This window comes from Flavisolibacter ginsengisoli DSM 18119, assembly GCF_900129295.1.
Classification (GTDB): Bacteria; Bacteroidota; Bacteroidia; order Chitinophagales; family Chitinophagaceae; genus Flavisolibacter; species Flavisolibacter ginsengisoli.
In genome coordinates this window covers 21,046-37,793 of record NZ_FQUU01000019.1, presented here as the reverse complement: position 1 = coordinate 37,793, position 16,748 = coordinate 21,046, and the positions used below count along the sequence as shown (strand labels likewise).

General features: G+C 46.1%; 10 protein-coding genes. 1 reads left to right on the top strand and 9 read right to left on the bottom strand.

Features of this window, described 5'->3' with window-relative positions; all coding sequences use genetic code 11:
* Positions 1-14: 14 nt before the first annotated feature.
* The 6 genes from BUA53_RS17585 to BUA53_RS17560 all read right to left on the bottom strand — a co-directional run bounded on the left by BUA53_RS17585 (position 15) and on the right by BUA53_RS17560 (position 11,943).
* Positions 15-2,309 carry a GH92 family glycosyl hydrolase gene (locus tag BUA53_RS17585; RefSeq protein ID WP_072836707.1) on the bottom strand — a complete coding sequence of 765 codons (2,295 nt, stop codon included), beginning with the start codon at positions 2,307-2,309 and terminating at the stop codon, positions 15-17.
* Between the two features lie 71 nt (positions 2,310-2,380).
* Positions 2,381-4,582 carry a hypothetical protein gene (locus BUA53_RS17580; RefSeq protein WP_072836706.1) on the bottom strand — a complete coding sequence of 734 codons (2,202 nt, stop codon included), beginning with the start codon at positions 4,580-4,582 and terminating at the stop codon, positions 2,381-2,383.
* A gap of 90 nt (positions 4,583-4,672) precedes the next feature.
* Positions 4,673-5,623, bottom strand: a complete 951-nt coding sequence (locus BUA53_RS17575) for a BT_3987 domain-containing protein (protein ID WP_072836705.1) — start codon at positions 5,621-5,623, stop codon at positions 4,673-4,675.
* Positions 5,624-5,675: 52 nt separating this feature from the next.
* Positions 5,676-7,505: a RagB/SusD family nutrient uptake outer membrane protein gene (locus BUA53_RS17570; protein WP_072836704.1), complete on the bottom strand. Its 1,830-nt coding sequence runs from the start codon at positions 7,503-7,505 to the stop codon at positions 5,676-5,678.
* A gap of 20 nt (positions 7,506-7,525) precedes the next feature.
* A complete protein-coding gene (locus BUA53_RS17565; protein ID WP_084080228.1) occupies positions 7,526-10,618 on the bottom strand; it encodes a SusC/RagA family TonB-linked outer membrane protein in 3,093 nt (1,030 codons plus the stop codon).
* Between the two features lie 299 nt (positions 10,619-10,917).
* The gene (locus BUA53_RS17560) at positions 10,918-11,943 is read right to left on the bottom strand and encodes a LacI family DNA-binding transcriptional regulator (RefSeq protein WP_072836703.1); all 1,026 of its coding nucleotides are present in this window, start codon (positions 11,941-11,943) and stop codon (positions 10,918-10,920) included.
* A 213-nt stretch (positions 11,944-12,156) separates the two neighbouring features.
* Between BUA53_RS17560 and BUA53_RS17555 the strand changes: the two genes are divergently transcribed.
* Positions 12,157-12,663, top strand: a complete 507-nt coding sequence (locus BUA53_RS17555; RefSeq protein ID WP_072836702.1) for an OsmC family protein — start codon at positions 12,157-12,159, stop codon at positions 12,661-12,663.
* Positions 12,664-12,734: 71 nt separating this feature from the next.
* On the opposite strand, the gene BUA53_RS17550 is transcribed toward BUA53_RS17555, so the two are convergent.
* The 3 genes from BUA53_RS17550 to BUA53_RS17535 all read right to left on the bottom strand — a co-directional run bounded on the left by BUA53_RS17550 (position 12,735) and on the right by BUA53_RS17535 (position 16,457).
* Positions 12,735-13,364 (bottom strand): hypothetical protein, encoded by a 630-nt coding sequence (locus tag BUA53_RS17550; RefSeq protein WP_072836701.1) that lies wholly within the window; start codon positions 13,362-13,364, stop codon positions 12,735-12,737.
* Between the two features lie 71 nt (positions 13,365-13,435).
* A complete protein-coding gene (locus BUA53_RS17545; RefSeq protein WP_245793204.1) occupies positions 13,436-13,825 on the bottom strand; it encodes a DUF4242 domain-containing protein in 390 nt (129 codons plus the stop codon).
* Positions 13,826-15,365: 1,540 nt separating this feature from the next.
* On the bottom strand, positions 15,366-16,457 hold the full coding sequence (locus tag BUA53_RS17535) for a nickel-binding protein (protein ID WP_072836699.1): 1,092 nt from the start codon (positions 16,455-16,457) through the stop codon (positions 15,366-15,368).
* Between the last annotated feature and the right edge of the window lie 291 nt (positions 16,458-16,748).

Genomic DNA, 16,748 nt, shown 5'->3' with positions numbered 1-16,748 from the left:
ATTTACCTGTTCTTTTAAAATTTTTTATCAGCAGCACTCTTATCATTCGATAAGGAGTAGGGCCTGCTGGCAGTGGCAATGCCCCTGTTATAGGCAGGTTGATCACTCATCTGCAATTGAAGCTGTCCTCCATTCACAATATCATTATAAGAAAGCCAGTTTTGATCAAAAGGTTTTCCATTCAATGTAGCAGTCTTAATATACACATGTTCCTTACTGTTTCCATCGGCCTTGATAATAAACTGCTTCCCGTTCTCCAATGTTATGGTTGCCTTAGTAAATACAGGGCTTCCCATCACGTATTGATCTGTACCGGGACAGACACTATAAAAACCGAGGGCACTCAGCACATACCAGGAAGAGGTCTGCCCCTGGTCTTCATCTCCAGGATAGCCATTCTCTGTTGAATTATACAGCTTCTCCATTACATCCCTTACATGGTATTGCGCTTTCCAGGGCTGGTTGCTGTAATTGTATAAATAGATCATGTGCTGAATGGGCTGGTTACCATGTGCATACTGGCCCATATTGGCCATCACCATCTCCGTCATTTCATGGATCATTCCACCATAGGTGCCCACCTTCACGGTGTTGGGCACAGCAAATACAGAGTCCAGCTTCGCGTTAAAATTGGTATCGCCTCCCATCAGGTTGATCAGCCCCTGCACATCATGAAATACAGACCATTGCCAATGCCATGCATTGCCTTCAGTAAAAGGACCGCCCCATTCTACCGGGTCGAAACCTGGGGTCCATTTGCCGGTGGCATCCCTGCCTCTCATGAAACCTGTGGAAGAATCAAATACATTACGGTAGTTGAACATTTGCCTGGCAAATATATTCTCATAAAAATGGTTACCGCTCTCTTTTGCCAGCTGGTAGCCGCAAAAATCGTCATAGGCATATTCCAGTGTCTTAGCGGTGGCTTCCCTGTAGGCAGGATATGGTACATAACCCAACTGGTAATATTCCTTCCATCCGTCGCGTCCATTGGCAGGGCCCCAGGGGCCTTTGTTGGTAGCTTCGTGTAAATAAGCCTGCAATGCTTTTGCAGGGTCAAAGGTCCTGATGCCTTTTGCCCATGCATCTGACAGCAATGAAATGGCATGGTTGCCGATCATACTGCCAGCTTCATTCGGAAAAGACCAGGAAGGCAGCCAGCCACATTGCTCCTGTGCATCCAGCAAAGCCTGCATATAACGGCCATGCATGGTTGGATACATGATGGTATTCAGCGGAAACTGCGCCCTGAATGTATCCCAAAAGCCAGTATCGGTGAACATATAGCCCTTGTGCACTTTGCCATCGTAGGGACTGAAGTAATATGGGTTCCCCTCCTTATCATATTCATAGAACATCCTGGAAAAAAGACTGGCTCTGAAGAAGCAGGAATAGAAGGTTGCCGTTTGCTCCTCAGTGCCACCTTCCACTTTTATTCTTCCCAGGTGTTCATTCCACACTCTGGCAGCAGCTGCCTTTGTGTCTTCCAGTTGTTTAAACTTTCCCAGCTCTGCTTCCAGTGTAACAGCAGCCTGCTCCTGGCTGATATAGGAGGAAGCTACCTTTGCGGATACTTTCTCCCCATCCTTAAATTCTATATAGGCGCCAATGCCTTTCCCTTCTGCTTCCTGCTGTCCCTGCTGAATGGTATTGCTCCTGTTCTCCCAGGTGCCGTAGCTTTTAAAAGGCTTGTCAAAATGAATCTCAAAATAACTTTTCAGCAGGCTGCCATTGATCATCCTGTTGTTACTGACATAGCCCGTGATCTTTCTTTCCGCAGGCCAGATCTTCACCTGGCTGGAACCCGTGTATCCATCTAATACTAAATAGGATTTTCCCTTTGGAAAGCTAAAGCGCAGGTGGGCGCCTCTTTCTGTAGGCGCTATTTCCGTTACAATATGATTGTCAAGGCTTACCTTATAGTAATTCGGTTTAGCTGTTTCATTTGCATGTTGAAAACCTGTTGCACGCTCGTCTTCATTTACCACCAGCTTACCCGTTACCGGCATAAAGGAATACACGCAATAGTCATTGGTCCAGGAGCTGCACTGGTGCGCCTGCTGGAAGCCCCGTATGGTCTTTTTAAAATACTGGTATTTCCATCCATCGCCATTCTTCCCTGTTTGAGGCGTCCAGGTATGCATACCAAAAGGAAGGGCAGTAGTGGGATAAGTATTCCCCCGCGTCAACTCAAACCTGGAGTTGGTTCCCTGCAGCGTATTCACGTATGCCACGGGCTCCTTACCACCAGCGAAGGCGGATAATATGCCTGCCTGCAATAAACCTGCAACTATCAAGTGTTTATTCAAGGTTCACCAATTTTTATATATCATGGCTGCACCAGCCAATATCTTTCAAATAAAATATACCCTCTGCCTGCCTACCATTTGATCAGTACACTGGTTCCGTTTGGATCATTATCAAAACCAAGGAATAAGGTATGAGAAGCAGCATCCCATTTGCTGACCACATCTTTTACCGGCTGTCCTTTGGCATCAGCCAGGATGGTTGCAGCAGGTGCCCGCGGCAGTAATATCCTCATGCTGTTGGTGGTATTGACAGGGCTTTTTGATACAAATGAATATTGACCTTCTCCAACCTTTTCTTCATAGATCCTGGAAGCAGCCGCCAGCACTTGTGGCTTCTCTTTATGATTGATGCGGGCGAGGTTGTACAATAGCGCCTGTTGCCCCGGTTGAACGGTTTTTTCATTCAATACAGGCAATTGCGGATCAAACAGGTCTATCACAGGTCCATGAACCCGGTAAGGCTCATTGCTGATGCTTTCATCCATCACTGAAACGATATCATAAGGACCTCTTTCCAGGAAAAATGAATTCTTAAATTGCAGCGTACCTGCTTTGGCATCTTTTTCATAACCCTCTTTCACCGCCTTTAAAAATGCAGTGCTCCCCTCTTTGTTCATCACGAATGCTTTGGGGTCGCTGCGCAATACATAAACAGTTCCTTTTCCAACCTTGAATTTTTGGTCACTGCTACCCGGCCTGATGTGCAACAAGCCAAATAAATGTTCTGATGGCGCCTTGAAATGATAGGGCTTTTTATTCCACCATTCCTGCACGGTCTGATAGGGATCCAGGTCGCTGCCGCAATACACCAGCACACCACCTTTTTTCACCCAGTCAGCCAGGTATTGGTGTACGCTGGCAGCTAAGGGCTTCATGTTGGAATAACTCACCACCAGCAATTTGATATCCTTCAGTGTATTGACATAGGCCAGGTTTTCCATATGCACGGTTTCTACAGGCACACCCAGCTTCAGCAAGGGCAATGTTTGTCCATAGAAATTGGAGAACTGCGGGTCTTCAAAACCATTGTGTGTAGGAAAGCGCTGGAACATGAGCGAGTTGCCCATTAATACGCCAATGCCTTTTGATCCTGAAACCCTGTTGGCCGACACCGGCATCTGGTTCAGGGTATTCACCATTACCTGCATTTGGGTGCTGTAATAGCGTGGTATCAATACTTTTTCTTCGCTGTTGGCCAGGCGGTAGGGATGTGTATAAATGCGTTCCGGCCAGGGCATCACTTCATAATCAGCCACCATTGGATATAATAGCTTGGCGGTAAAAGTGGCCTGGTAATTCTGTTTATAGTCCTGCCAGTCCTTAGCCCTGTCTTCTATAGGATCTGTAAGGAAGAATAATTTTCTTTTGGTGGGTGCTGTCATGGAAACCATGGACCCATACTCCAGGAAAGCGTTCTCAAAAACTCTTTCCTTCATGCTGCCGTCATAATAGGTAGGCTCCCTTGAAGTTCCTGTCCATACCTGGGCGATATAGCCATCAATGCCAGGAAGAGAAGCCAGGCTGGCTTCGGGACTTACTATATGCCAGGAAGAATAATTGACCAGCGAATGCGTGGGAATGTAGACCCTGATGTGTAACCTCTTGCTTTTACCATACGCCTTTGCATAAGAGGAGACCTCTTTGATGGCATTGTAATACAACTGGTATTTTAATTTGTTGGAAAGCCAGGTATTCTCCGGCGATTCGTGCTGCGGCCTCCAGGGAAAGCCGTAATATTTTTGCCATTCTTTTTTAAAACCTTCACTGTACCCGGCTCTTGCCCAGAACTCGGGCTCTTCCAGGAATATGGAGGTGATACCAGCATCTATCACCTTCTTCACCACACCGGTTTTCATGTATTCGATAAAGGAAGCTACAGGAACAACGTAGGGAATATTATGGCCGTGCCAGATGGTATCACCATTTTGCATCACCTGTCCATCGCCAAGGTGATTTTTACCATCCCATTTGCCCAGGAAATAATCATCATATTCCCCCCAGGCAATGCCTGTCATAAAATCTGTCTGATAGCCTCTATCACGCCAGGACTTTACTCTTTGTTCAAAGCTCATTCCCGGTTTATTACCTGCCCCATAGATAATGGCAATATCTGAACGCACATCTATCTCGGGCCTCCAGGCACTTCCTGTCTGGAAAGATGTCTTCTCAGGCGTATTTATAACCTGCTGGGCCATACATACATAATGACCCGGCAGGCATATAAATAGGAAAAGACGCTTTACTAACCCACGAATATTTTGTTTGTCGATCATCAGTTTGAAGTAATAGAATGACACTTATATCGGTTCCAACTGCCATTCTCTTACTGTTATAAATATTGTAATTGAAACATCAATTATAGCCTATGGATAGGTGATCAACCTCCACTCGCTGATCTGCAGGAGATTACTTCCGCCATTGGCATTGATAATCATCCTGTAATATTTATAAGCTGTGTTGTTATCAAATTCAAATCGTATCACCTGGTTACGATTTGGAAACACCTGGCCAGCTTTATTATCAAGCACCGTCCAGTTAGTGCCATCATTTGAGCCCACCAGCTGCCAGTCTACCGCATCGCGGTCAGGAGCGTCATTACCCGAGGTAATGGTATAGGCACCGATCTTTTCAGGTGTTGGAAACTCCAGCTGCACCCAGAAGCCTGGCTGAAAACCAGCTATTAAGAACTTGGAATTGTTATTATTATCCACCAGCTTTTTAGAGCCTTCACCTGCATCGGCACCGCCCGGGTTGTCCTGGCTTACGGTCAGCGTAGCTTTGGCGGTAATATCCTTCTCCAGCCTTTGAATGGTGTCAATGGTGAAGTAAGTTGTTTTCAGCGCACTGTCTATAAAGCCTGATGACACAGAGGTGATCTGCACAGGCAATATGTATTTCTGGCTCCTGTCAAGGTTCTTTGTAATAATGCTCACTGGTATGGCATCCGAACTGGTTGCACCTGATTTAATGGTAGCATCCAGCTTAGGTATGGTATAGCTGCCTTGCGGTAGCAATACGTAGGAAGTGCCATGCGCAGCATTATAATCGTTTACGGCTGCTGAATTGATGTTAAACTTTACAGCTATATCCTGGCTGGGATAGTTCAGGCCACCATAGGCCGCCCCGAATACAAATACCTGTGGGGTATCTGCCAGGATCATGTCCATATTGCTGATGTCACCTGCGGCCTGCGGCATATAGATCTTGCCCTCCTGGCTATAGTTGATAACATCCGGCTTATTGCAGGAAGTGATGGCTGCAGCCCCCGAAACGAGGAGGGCTACAGCGGTAAATATTTTAGAATTGATGTTCATGAATGAATGATTTATTAGCTCACAATTATTTTAATACAAAAAACAAATAGTATTACCAGCCTGTATTCTGAACCAGGTTCTTATCTACATCCAGCTCTTTCTGTGGGATAGGCCACAGGTAATGCTTCTTTTGAAATACGCGGTTCTCAAATACTGTTCTTTTGTAAAAGCTCATATCTGTAAGGCTGTTACCAGCGTTGATATCCATACCGTGCTTGGGGCCACCATCGGTTTGCTCGGCTATCTTCCAGCGGCGGGTATCAAAATAGCGTACATTTTCAAATGCCAGCTCCACCCTTCTTTCTTTCCTGATCACCTGGCGCATCTGGTCCTGTGAGAGGGTTTCACTGATCAAGGGAATACCTGCTCTTTCTCTTATCAGGTTCACATACTTAACTATGTCGGGATTGCCCGGAGCTGATTCATTTAATGCCTCGGCATAATCCAGGTAAATATTTGCCAGCCTTAACAAAAGCCAGGCCCTGTTGCCAACTCTCCAGTCACCAATTGGCATGTTCTTGCGTACGATATATCCTGTAGGTGAATAATCATTACCACCTACACGCTTACCCGAATTTCCATTGTAATAAGTTTCAGTGATCACCGTACCCGAACTGGTAGTGGTGTTCAGCCATACACTGCCATTAAAGGTGATACCTACATAAAAGCGTGGCTCCCTGCCCACATACATGTTATAAGTGCCCGCACGTGTATGGTACCCGTCAGCGCTGGAAAAGCCATCTTCCGTATAACCTGAGTTGGGATCATCAATAGACAAACCATTAGCCATGTAATAGGCATCCACCATTTCCTGGGTAGCACCGAGGCCACCGCTGCCGCGGATAGAACCATCCTTGCCGGCATGGTAAGGTGTTTCCTCGTATTGACGGGTGGTGGCAGAAGATCCTACAATAGCAAAGATCCACTCCTTGTTCCAGTCGGTGAGCATTACGTCACGGCAGGACAGGTAAGGATCAATATTGCCCGAGTTATCACGTACCCTGTACAAGTCGAAAGTATTGGGAACATATTTATCAATAAAGGCCTTGGAGGCTGCTGCCGCCGTTGCCCATTTGGAAACATCTTTTTGCTGGCTGATCAATTGCTTACCATCAGCATTCTTCATGGAAGCATAGTCAGGATTGCCATTGAAAAGATCACTGGCTGCCAGTAATAACATTTCAGCTTTATAGGCCATTACTACAGACCTTGTCATTCTGCCCGCGTCAACACTTGGGTTGGCAGGAACATCCGGAAGGTCAGCGGCTGCCTTGTCAAATTCTGAAGAGATATAAGCTACGCAGGAATCAAAAGGACTGCGCGCCAGTTGCACATCGGGCAATGAGGCATCAGGTGCAATGGCATTATCGCCTATGATCACCACAGGCCCAAAGATCTTCACCAGGTTGTAATAATAATAGGCTCTCAAAGCTCTTGCTTCGGCTACATAACGCGCCAGCAATTGCTGTCCATTGGCCTGCTCTGTTATTTCCTTGCACTCACCTACGTGCGCCATGAAATAGGTGGAGGACCTGATTGCAGTATAGTAATTGGACCAGAAATCATCCACAAATCCACTGGTTGGTCCCCAGGAGCCAACATTCATGTAGTTGCTGCCCACAAAGCTCCAGTCATATTCTGCTTCATCGGAACCGCCCGTCCAGGGTCCACCTTCATGCGACCCACCAATGAAGCGCTGGTCCGACTCATCCCTTACATAGGAGTACACATTAGCCAAAAACTTATCCACGGTGTTTTTATGAGCAAACACCTGCTCTATAGTGGTACGGTCTTGCGGCACCTGGTCCAGGTAACCCTTCTTGCAGGACCATATATTGATCAATAGAAGGAAAGCAGTTCCTGTATATAATAAACGTTTCATACTCTCTTAATTAGTGAATTTTAAAAATCAAAATGAACACCCATTGAATAGGCAGCTACCTGCGGATACCGCACACCGTTAGAGGTATTCAGCTCCACATCCCAGAGATTGAATTTGCTGAACGTCAGCACATTTTCTCCCAACACATAGATGTACGCACCTCTGATACCCAATTTGCTGAAGGTTGATTTTGGAAAGGTATAGGATGCCTTTACAGTTCTCAGCTTCAGGAAGCTGGCATCCTTCTGCCACCATGTGCTCACCTGGTTATTGTTATTGTTCTTGGGACCGCCAAAACCAAGGCGTGGGTAGAATGCATTTTGATTGGGGTTTTCAGGTGTCCACCTGTCAGTGATAATGCTATACGCATTGCCTTCTCCACCATCGCCGGAGAAAGGCTGGATGCTGTTGCCGCGCAACAGGATACTGGCTTCTGACTGTCCCTGGAAGAAAGCACCCAGACTCACGTTCTTATATGACAGGTCAAAACCAAAACCATAAAGGATATTAGGCACATCGCCATTACCGATCACTGTCTGGTCATAGGCATCAATAACGCCATCGCCATTCAGGTCCTTGTATTTAACGTCACCAGGCCTTACCTCGCCAAATGTTTGCTGTGCAGAGTTCAGGATCTCTGCAGAGTCCTTGAATAAGCCCTGTGCTACATTGCCAAACCTTGCCAGCACATTCTGTCCTGTTCTGTTCAGCCATGGATATTTCTGGTCAGGCTGATCGTTGGTGATCACCTTATTGCGGGCATAAGTGAAATTACCTTGCAGGCTCAGGAACAGGTTCCTGGCGATCTGCACATGATTCTGCTGTAGTGACACATCTATACCTGCGTTGTCAACTACACCAATATTTCCATAAGGTGCGGAGGTCAATCCAACAAATTCAGGTACTGTACCTCTTTGTAAAAAGATACCCGTCCTGTGCTCTTTGAACAGGTCCACCTGTAAAGTAGCTGCATTGAACAGGCCCATCTCCATACCTATGTTGGTCTTGTGCGAGCTCTCCCAGCTAAGATCCACACCATAGCTGCTGATCTGGTAGCCGCCATTACCACTCCTGTTGGTTCCGAACGTATACCCATCGGCGTTGGTATTCACCTGGTCAAGGTACACAAAGCGGTAACTACCCAGGTCACTGTTTCCTACCATACCGGAAGAGAAGCGGAACTTCAGGAAGCTTACCACTTTCTTCACAGGCTCGAAGAACTTCTCATTTGAAGCCACCCATCCCAGTCCAAAGGAAGGAAAGAAACCATAGCGTTTGGAAGGTGCAAAGTTTTCAGAGCCGTTGTAACCGAAATTATATTCTGCAAAGTATTTGTCGTTGTATGAATAAGTAGCCCTGCCCGCCAGTCCGCGTGTACGGAAAGGAATGGAGCCTGTGAAATCACCTGCAAAAGCATTGACGAATTCACTCTGGTTGAATAGCAACAAGCCGCTCACACGGTGTTTACCAAAAGAGGTGTCATAGTTCAGGGCCGACTCGGTGTAGAAGCGCCTGTTACCACCATTGTATCTGTCATAGCCCAGCGAATTGGAGCCAGGGTAGGTCAGTTGCATATTCAATGAGCCATCAGGGTTGCGGCCATTGGCTATGTAGGCATTCACCCTTTTACCATGGTTGATGCCCAATTCACTGTAGTTGTCAAAGGCCACCATCGTGGTAAAAGAAAGACCACGGAGCAGCATGCCCAGTTGCTGGCGCAAGCGCAGGTTGGTATATAACTGTGTCTTGTATTGGTTGGCGTAGCCCGACTTGGTAGCGGCATCAAAAGGATTTCTGAAACCACCATTGGGGTTACGGCCAGAGGTCGTATCGCCGGGATAGGTCAGTGGCAATTCAACCGGTGGCATATCCATTACAGATTGAAATATCTGGTTCACCTGTCCTGCATCGCCCGGGTTGTTTCCATTATTCACACCAGGGTAGTGACCATTGCTGTAAAAGCCCTGCAATCCCATTTCCAGGGAAGTAGTTCCTGTCACTTTCAATGTCAGGTTGCTGGTGAAGTTGAAGCGGGAAAAACCGATACCACTGTGGTAAGGTTCGTAAGGATCCGATTTCAAAAAGCCTTTCTCATCATAATAGCCAAGGGACACATAATAGAAAGCGGAAGGAGCACCGCCATTGATATTGAGGGTAGCTTTCCTGTTGGAACCGCGGTTTTTGAACACCTCATCTATCCAGTTCACATTAGGATAGAGGTAAGGATCATTACCTGCCAGCGTATTGGCAATATATTCATCACTGTATTTGGGTGCATCACCTCTTGTGGTCAGGGCTTCGTTGGCCATTTCCATATAGGTCTTGCCATCAGCCATTTTAGGCATCTTGGTGAAGGTGGTCACAGATTGCATATAATCAAAAGAGAACTCGGGTTTTCCGGGCTTACCTCTTTTAGTGGTGATGAGCACCACGCCATTGGCACCTCTTACACCATATACTGCTGTAGCTGAGGCATCCTTTAATATACTTAAGGAAGCAATGTCCTCGTAGTTCAGGTTACTCAATGATCTTTCTATTCCATCCACCAATATCAGCGGCCTGGAATTGTTCATAGTGGCAATACCACGTATCCAGATGTCGGCATCATCATGACCCGGTTCACCGGTACGCTGCACAGAAACCAGTCCTGCCAGGCGACCGGCCAAACCGGCACCTACATTGGCAATGGGTTGCTTCAGGTCCTGTGTATTCAATATGGCCTGCGAACCGATCTGGCTGATCTTTCTTTGCCGGCCATAACCTACCACCACCACTTCATTTAAGCTTCCTGCCACTGTTTCCAGTGTAATGTCGTAATCAATACGGTCGGTGAAAGCCCAGCGGAAAGGCGTGTAGCCTACAAAGGAAGCTACCAGCGAATCGCCCTTGCTGGCGGCAATAACATATTGGCCATTGGAACCACTCAATACAGATTGATGGGTATTCAGATTTTCTACGGTGGCACCTTTCATTACTTCGTTCAGTTTGTTCCTGATGATACCGGATATTTTGATCTGGCCCGTACCATTCTGCGCCAATAGCGCAGTGCCTGAGTGAAGCAATAGGAAAAGTATAACAGTGCCTGTATTATATAGCAACTTACGTGTGATCATACTTTAAATTTTAACCTTCGATAGAGATTTTTAGAATGAAATAAGCATAGCATGCCCCTTAGGAGGTTTCTTTCCTTTTTTTACAGGACCACCAATAAAGGGAATACGGTTTATACCAAATGCGGACGTTGATCTTTTAAAAAGACCAGTTCATTTTTTATGTGATTGTTTTAAAGTGGGGGGTTCTTTTCAATCGGAAGATCTTAGCAGAAAAGAGTTTGATTTTTTCCATGCAGCAAGTGTTTAGGTACTAAAAATAGTATACTAAATCGATTTAGCAAATTTATTTTTCAATTTCTTTAACAAGGCTGTTTCGTGGAATTCCGTACCACCAGGGAAGGCCGCAGCACCATGTGCCGGGTTTTAAGAGCGTTGGCTGGCGTGGCTATTTCATCGAGCAATATATTGATCATGGCCTTTGACATTTCGGCTATCGGCTGCGCTATAACGGTAATGGATGGTCTAAATAAACGGAACAGGTCGTGGTCGTCAAACGTGATGACGCCTATATCGTCTGGGATCTTTAATTGCAAATTAGTAATGGCCTCCAATCCATAGATGCCCAGGTAATTGGTGGCAAAGAAAACAGCATCCGGTTTGTCTTTTTTATTAAGGAAGGTTTCCATCTTACGGATGGCTGCATTAGGTTCATCAAAAAATGATATACGTTTCACGTATGGCTTTAGCCCGGCTTCCTTTATCGCTTTTGCATAACCGTTATAACGATCAATCATTTGCGACTGGTCTGAATCTATGGTAACAAACCCTATCTTCTTGTAGCCGCGCTCCACCAGGTGTTTCACACCTATATAACTGCCATAGCTATTATCCAGCACCACGTAGTTGGTATCGAGGCCGGGAAAGTAACGGTCGAACAGGATCAAATGCGCCCGGTCTTTGATCAGCTTATTCACTTCAGTTTCTGCACCCTCCGTTGGCGTAATGATAAAACCATCCACCTGGCTCTCGCGGAACATATTGATCACCTCCGTCATTTTCTCTACACTGTTCTCCGAGCTGCAATAGATGATCTTATACCCTCTTTTGTTCACCTCCTCTTCTATCATATGTGCCACGCGGGCAAAGAAACTATTGGATATATCCTCCACGATCAACCCTATGATATTCGTCTTGCCCGTGCGCAGGCTTTTGGCCAGCTGGTTGGGCACATAGCCCAGTTCTTTGATCTTCTTTAAAACCTTTTCTTTCAGTTCGGGACTTATTCTTTTTTCCTCGGCCTTCCCATTCATGATGAAAGAAATGGTGGTAGTGGATATGTTCAATTGCCTGGCAATATCACTTAGCGCTAATCGTTTTGGTTTCATACATGCATTATATTACCAGTAGAGAGTTTCATTGTAAGCAGTGAAATTTATTTAAGAAAGGATAAGGGATTTCTTATGCTTCCATTCATTAAAAGTACCAAACAATCATCGTAAGACAATTGTTCAAGGAATCCGGAGGAAAAAAGACCTCCTGGTTATTTAATCCAGTCATGCGCGGATTTATATCCCACCCTTTTTTTGTACTTTAAACAAATGAATGCTACAGAGCTCAAAGAACTGCAAACCCCGTTAAAAGACAAATACCGTGAGCAACCAGAATCTGCCATCATCACCCTGAAAGCTCATGGCAATGTGGGTGAAGGCATTTCCTGCAGTGTGGAAACAGGCAGGGCCCTCAGCGAAGCTGGATTGCACCCCGCCACAGGCGGCACCGGCCTGCAGCTTTGTTCAGGCGATATGCTTTTACAGGCACTCGTGGCCTGCGCAGGTGTTACACTCAAGGCAGTGGCAACAGCCATTGGCGTTGAAATCATTGAAGGCACGGTATCGGCAGAAGGTGACCTTGACTTCAAAGGCACCCTGGGTGTTTCCAAAGAAGCCCCGGTAGGATTTAAAAATATCCGGCTCTCCTTTAACCTGCAATCGAATGCCAGCGAAGAACAATTGGCCAGCCTTCGTAAACTCACGGAAAGGTATTGCGTAGTATACCAGACCCTGGTCAATGGCGTAGGCATTGAGACTAATTACCAGTTGTCATAAAAAAACCTGCCCCGGCAATTGCCAGGACAGGTAAGGCTGAAATGAGAAACTAATTAAAACAATTGCATATACTAATGCAGCTCCACTGCTTCATTGGTCCAGTTGAACACACCATCAGGATTGTAGGCCCATACCCAGGCATGCAATAACCAAAGAGGGAAACCTGAAGTGCCGTTCCATACATCCTGAGAACCTGTAAATCCTTCCGGCATAGGATCAGTGAGCGGCACCGCGTATTCCACGGCTACCAACACCTGCTTTCCATTTGCATCCCTGTTATAGACCAGTATCTCGGGGTGCCTGATATCGAAAGTGCCATCAACCAGGCTGGTATTCATATAGTGGTGACCCATATGCTCTACGTCCACAGCTATATCTGCATAACCATCTTTGATAGCATTGTCAATGTTGCGGTATTTGGCGGTGGCGGCGCGTGCCTGTTGCAGTTCCATGGTGGTCTGCCATGACAGGCCACTATAATAGTTTATCACCTCGCTTCTGCCTTCCTTACCTTGTATAGCCTGCACGGTTTCGGTGCTGGTGTTTTCCTTGATGCCTTCTTTCTGGCAGGCTTCCATTGTAAGGCAAAGCAGCAGGATAGCAGAGAGTTGCACAGGATGTTGTATCAAACCCCTGGTAATTTTATAAAGGGCAATAGCTGGCTGTTTACAGCGCCAGGCGCTGTTATTAGAATTTTTCATTTTCTATCTGTTTGAATGATGAATGAATAAATGCAGTGCAATGAATAGTGTGCGCTCCCGGGGGAGTACTATCATTGCGCCGTCGCAGGACTGATCACATTGGCGATCTCGATGATGTTGTTGGCCGGGAAGCCGCCTTTTTTAGCGTGTTCTTTAATCAGTTCTGCATTTTCAGCCTTGTAAACGCAGTAGATCTTGTTGCCGGTCACATAGCTCTGTACCCATTGAATGGAAGGACCCATTTGTTTTAATACAGCGCATGAGGTTTGAGAAATGGTTTTCAGTTGGGCTGGTGTCAGCTTGCCTGCATCAGGGATCTCCCTTTCGATCAGGTAGGTCTTTAATACAGGAGCATTGGCAGTGGGCGCCGTGCTACCGCTGGTAGCCTGGGCCATAGCGCTATAGCTGCCCAATAGCAGTAGGGCAACAAAAAGTGCGCATTGTTTGGTCATTCGTTTCATAATAGTTTGTTTGAGTGTTGAAGCATAAAGGTACCCTCACACCATGCCCATACCCTGTAACAAATCGTTCAACAAATAGCACAGCACCTGTAACAAATCGTTCAACAAATGGTAAATTTTGATCAATAAGAAGAGAGGCCACTAAGACTCTAAGGCACGAAGGAACACGAAGGAGGAAGTTGAAAGGTTGACAGGTTGAAAAGTTGAAAAGGGAGGGAGTCGGTAGTCGGGAGTCGGTAGTCAGGAGTAGAGAGAGGAACCACAGCGGCAGGGCGACACAGAGAGGCACGGAGCGTTGAGTTGAAAGGTTGAAAAGTTGACAAGTTGATAAGGAGAGAGTCTCACTAGTAGAGAGAGGGACCACTGAGGCAGAGCGACACAGAGAGGCACAGATATATATTGTTTGAGGCTGATTGACACTAGTACTTCCGGCAATCGATCACACTGTTCCTTGTCATCCCGCCTTTGGCGGGATCTGTGGCAAAAACATAGGCGACTGTTGAAATAGTAAAGCCTGTATGACCTAAGATCCACCAAATTCAACGTAACCAAAAAACTGAACGAACCTGCAACCTCGTCCAGCGCCTCATTGCGGAAATTCGATTACTGAAAGCTCAATAGACCGAAGCCTACCCTCCGCAATTCAGCGCCTTTAGTTTCTGCGCATATCACGTGATCAATCTTCAGACTCTATCTATTTGTAGTGAAGTAAAAACTATAGATGAAAGACTGTAATCTTAATGTATCAAGCCCCCGGTAGTAAAAACTGTTGTGCGCTGGCCCGGCAAAACCCGCGGAGCGTTGGGGTTTGCCTGCCCTTTTTTTTGGTTCTTTTTTTTGGGCAAGCAAAAAAAACGAACAAAAGGAACTCGCCGAAGGCACCAATCATAAAAAATAAAACACCCTCAATCCCTTTTTCCTATAAGCTGGACCTCAGAAAAAGATTTCAGTGCCAATGGCAACATACCCATGCATCTTATTGCGTAATCAGTATCGCAGAGGATGCAGAGCTTTTCGCAAAGGTTCGCAGAGAAGAGAGAAAGAAACTTTACACTTTTAAGAACTGTATCTGGTATTAATCTAACGAAACGCAAAAACACCTGGAATTTAAAACTGCCTGCAGCACCTAATTGCGGAAATTCGATTGCACTGCCGCTTTTAGGCCGAAGCCCTCCCTCCGCAATTCAGTGCCTGCAGTATCCCCGAATAGCACGTGATTAAACTAAAGGTATCTACCAATTGTGGTGAAGACTGCACAATCGTGGAAAGACCGTAATCAAAATGCATCAAGCCATCAGTAGTAATAACCGTTGTGCGCTAGCCCGGCAAAACCCGCGGAGCGATGGTGTTTGCCTGCTCTTTTTGGTTACTTTTTGAGCAAGCAAAAAGTGACTCGCCGAAGGCACAATAAATTAAAACAGGAATGAAAGCTTTTATTAGAAAACCCTCCTTGTCAACTTTTCAACCTGTTAACTTGTCAACCTCTTCCACCAAAGCGACCCCAAATATTAAATATTAAATCTTACCTATTAAATAATCCTCACCCCAGCATCCCCATATAGCTCATGGGCAGTAATCCATATTTCTTTTTGAAGCACTTGGTAAAATAGGATGGGCTGGTAAAGCCGGAATCAAAAGTAATCTGGCTCACATTATAGTGCTGCTTTTTCATGAGCTGCTTGGCCTTTTCCAGGCGAAATTCTTTCAGCAGTGTATTTGGTGAAAAACCCGTCAACGCAACAGTTTTGCGATATAGCTGCGATTTGCTCATGGCCATTTCATGGCAGTAATCCTCGATGTCAAAATCAGGGTCCTGCCAGTGTTCTTCCAGCCTGGCAAACAACATTTCCAGCAGTTGTTCGTCCTGCGGCGGCAGTGTAAAAAACCCATTGCCATTGGTGCTATAATCTTTTGCCACCATTTCCTTCACAGACGAAGCCAGCGCGACCTGCAGGTATTTACCGATAGCGCACATGCATTGCGCCTTTTGTATGGCATCACCAAAAAGCTTGTTGCTCTTCTCTATAGGCTCGCCCGCGCTGATGCTCATCTTAATACCCAGGTTCTCCATACCATGGAGTTCATGTTGCAGTGCCAGTGCACACGAAACGGCTTTGGCAGCTGATGTAAAGGAGATGATAAAGCCATTGCCTCCATGCTCCACTTCACTGCCGCCATACTCCGCGATCATCTTCCTTATGATTTGATTATGCCTGTTCAACAGTTCATTAGCATGATCGGCGCCAAGCTGGTGACGCAGCAGCACAGGGTCAGTTGTGCTGGTGAGTAACAACACCCTGAAGGAAGGGTCACTGAACACTTTAAGACCTTCATTATTTACCTCAGCTTCCTCGGGGTCATAGATCCTCCCTAAAAAGGATTGAACCACAGAGCTGCTGACTTCTATGATCTTGTTGGGAACCAGGCCATGTGCATTGCGGTGCATTTCCTTTACCGCATCCTTATCAGGCGCTTCTATGAGGCAAAAGATGGTCTCCCGCCATTCGTCTACCCAATAGGTCATGCATTTACAACCGTAATCATCCTGGTGGAGCAGGTCTTTGGCATGAGCCCCTGCTACGTCCCCGGCCTTGACGCCGGGCACATTGTGCACATCCATGTAGATTGGCATACCTGGTCAGTTTTCGTTCTTTTGAAGATAATACTTTTCGGAGATATATGCCAGCGAGAGCAAGGCAAAATGAAAAACTAAAAAACTAAAAAAAGCTTAAGCTGGACAATGTTATCCGGACAGTTTCAAGATTAATAGGTTGATGAGTTGATAAGGGTGAAGGACCGATCCGTATTCCTTTGAAAATTTAGCCCCTCATCGTTGCGCAAGGAAATTTTTTCTTCCTCACTATAACTTTCCTATTTACACAGTTCATTACCCTAACCCCCATGGGTAACTGTGAAATGGAAT

Excerpts from the sequence above, each read along its gene's own strand:
- BUA53_RS17550 (WP_072836701.1), bottom strand. The coding sequence starts at position 13,364 with ATGAAAAATTCTAATAACAGCGCCTGGCGCTGTAAACAGCCAGCTATT.
- BUA53_RS17545 (WP_245793204.1), bottom strand. The coding sequence starts at position 13,825 with ATGAAACGAATGACCAAACAATGCGCACTTTTTGTTGCCCTACTGCTA.
- BUA53_RS17560 (WP_072836703.1), bottom strand. The coding sequence starts at position 11,943 with ATGAAACCAAAACGATTAGCGCTAAGTGATATTGCCAGGCAATTGAAC.
- BUA53_RS17580 (WP_072836706.1), bottom strand. The coding sequence starts at position 4,582 with ATGATCGACAAACAAAATATTCGTGGGTTAGTAAAGCGTCTTTTCCTA.
- BUA53_RS17555 (WP_072836702.1), top strand. The coding sequence starts at position 12,157 with ATGAATGCTACAGAGCTCAAAGAACTGCAAACCCCGTTAAAAGACAAA.
- BUA53_RS17535 (WP_072836699.1), bottom strand. The coding sequence starts at position 16,457 with ATGCCAATCTACATGGATGTGCACAATGTGCCCGGCGTCAAGGCCGGG.
- BUA53_RS17575 (WP_072836705.1), bottom strand. The coding sequence starts at position 5,623 with ATGAACATCAATTCTAAAATATTTACCGCTGTAGCCCTCCTCGTTTCG.
- BUA53_RS17565 (WP_084080228.1), bottom strand. The coding sequence starts at position 10,618 with ATGATCACACGTAAGTTGCTATATAATACAGGCACTGTTATACTTTTC.
- BUA53_RS17570 (WP_072836704.1), bottom strand. The coding sequence starts at position 7,505 with ATGAAACGTTTATTATATACAGGAACTGCTTTCCTTCTATTGATCAAT.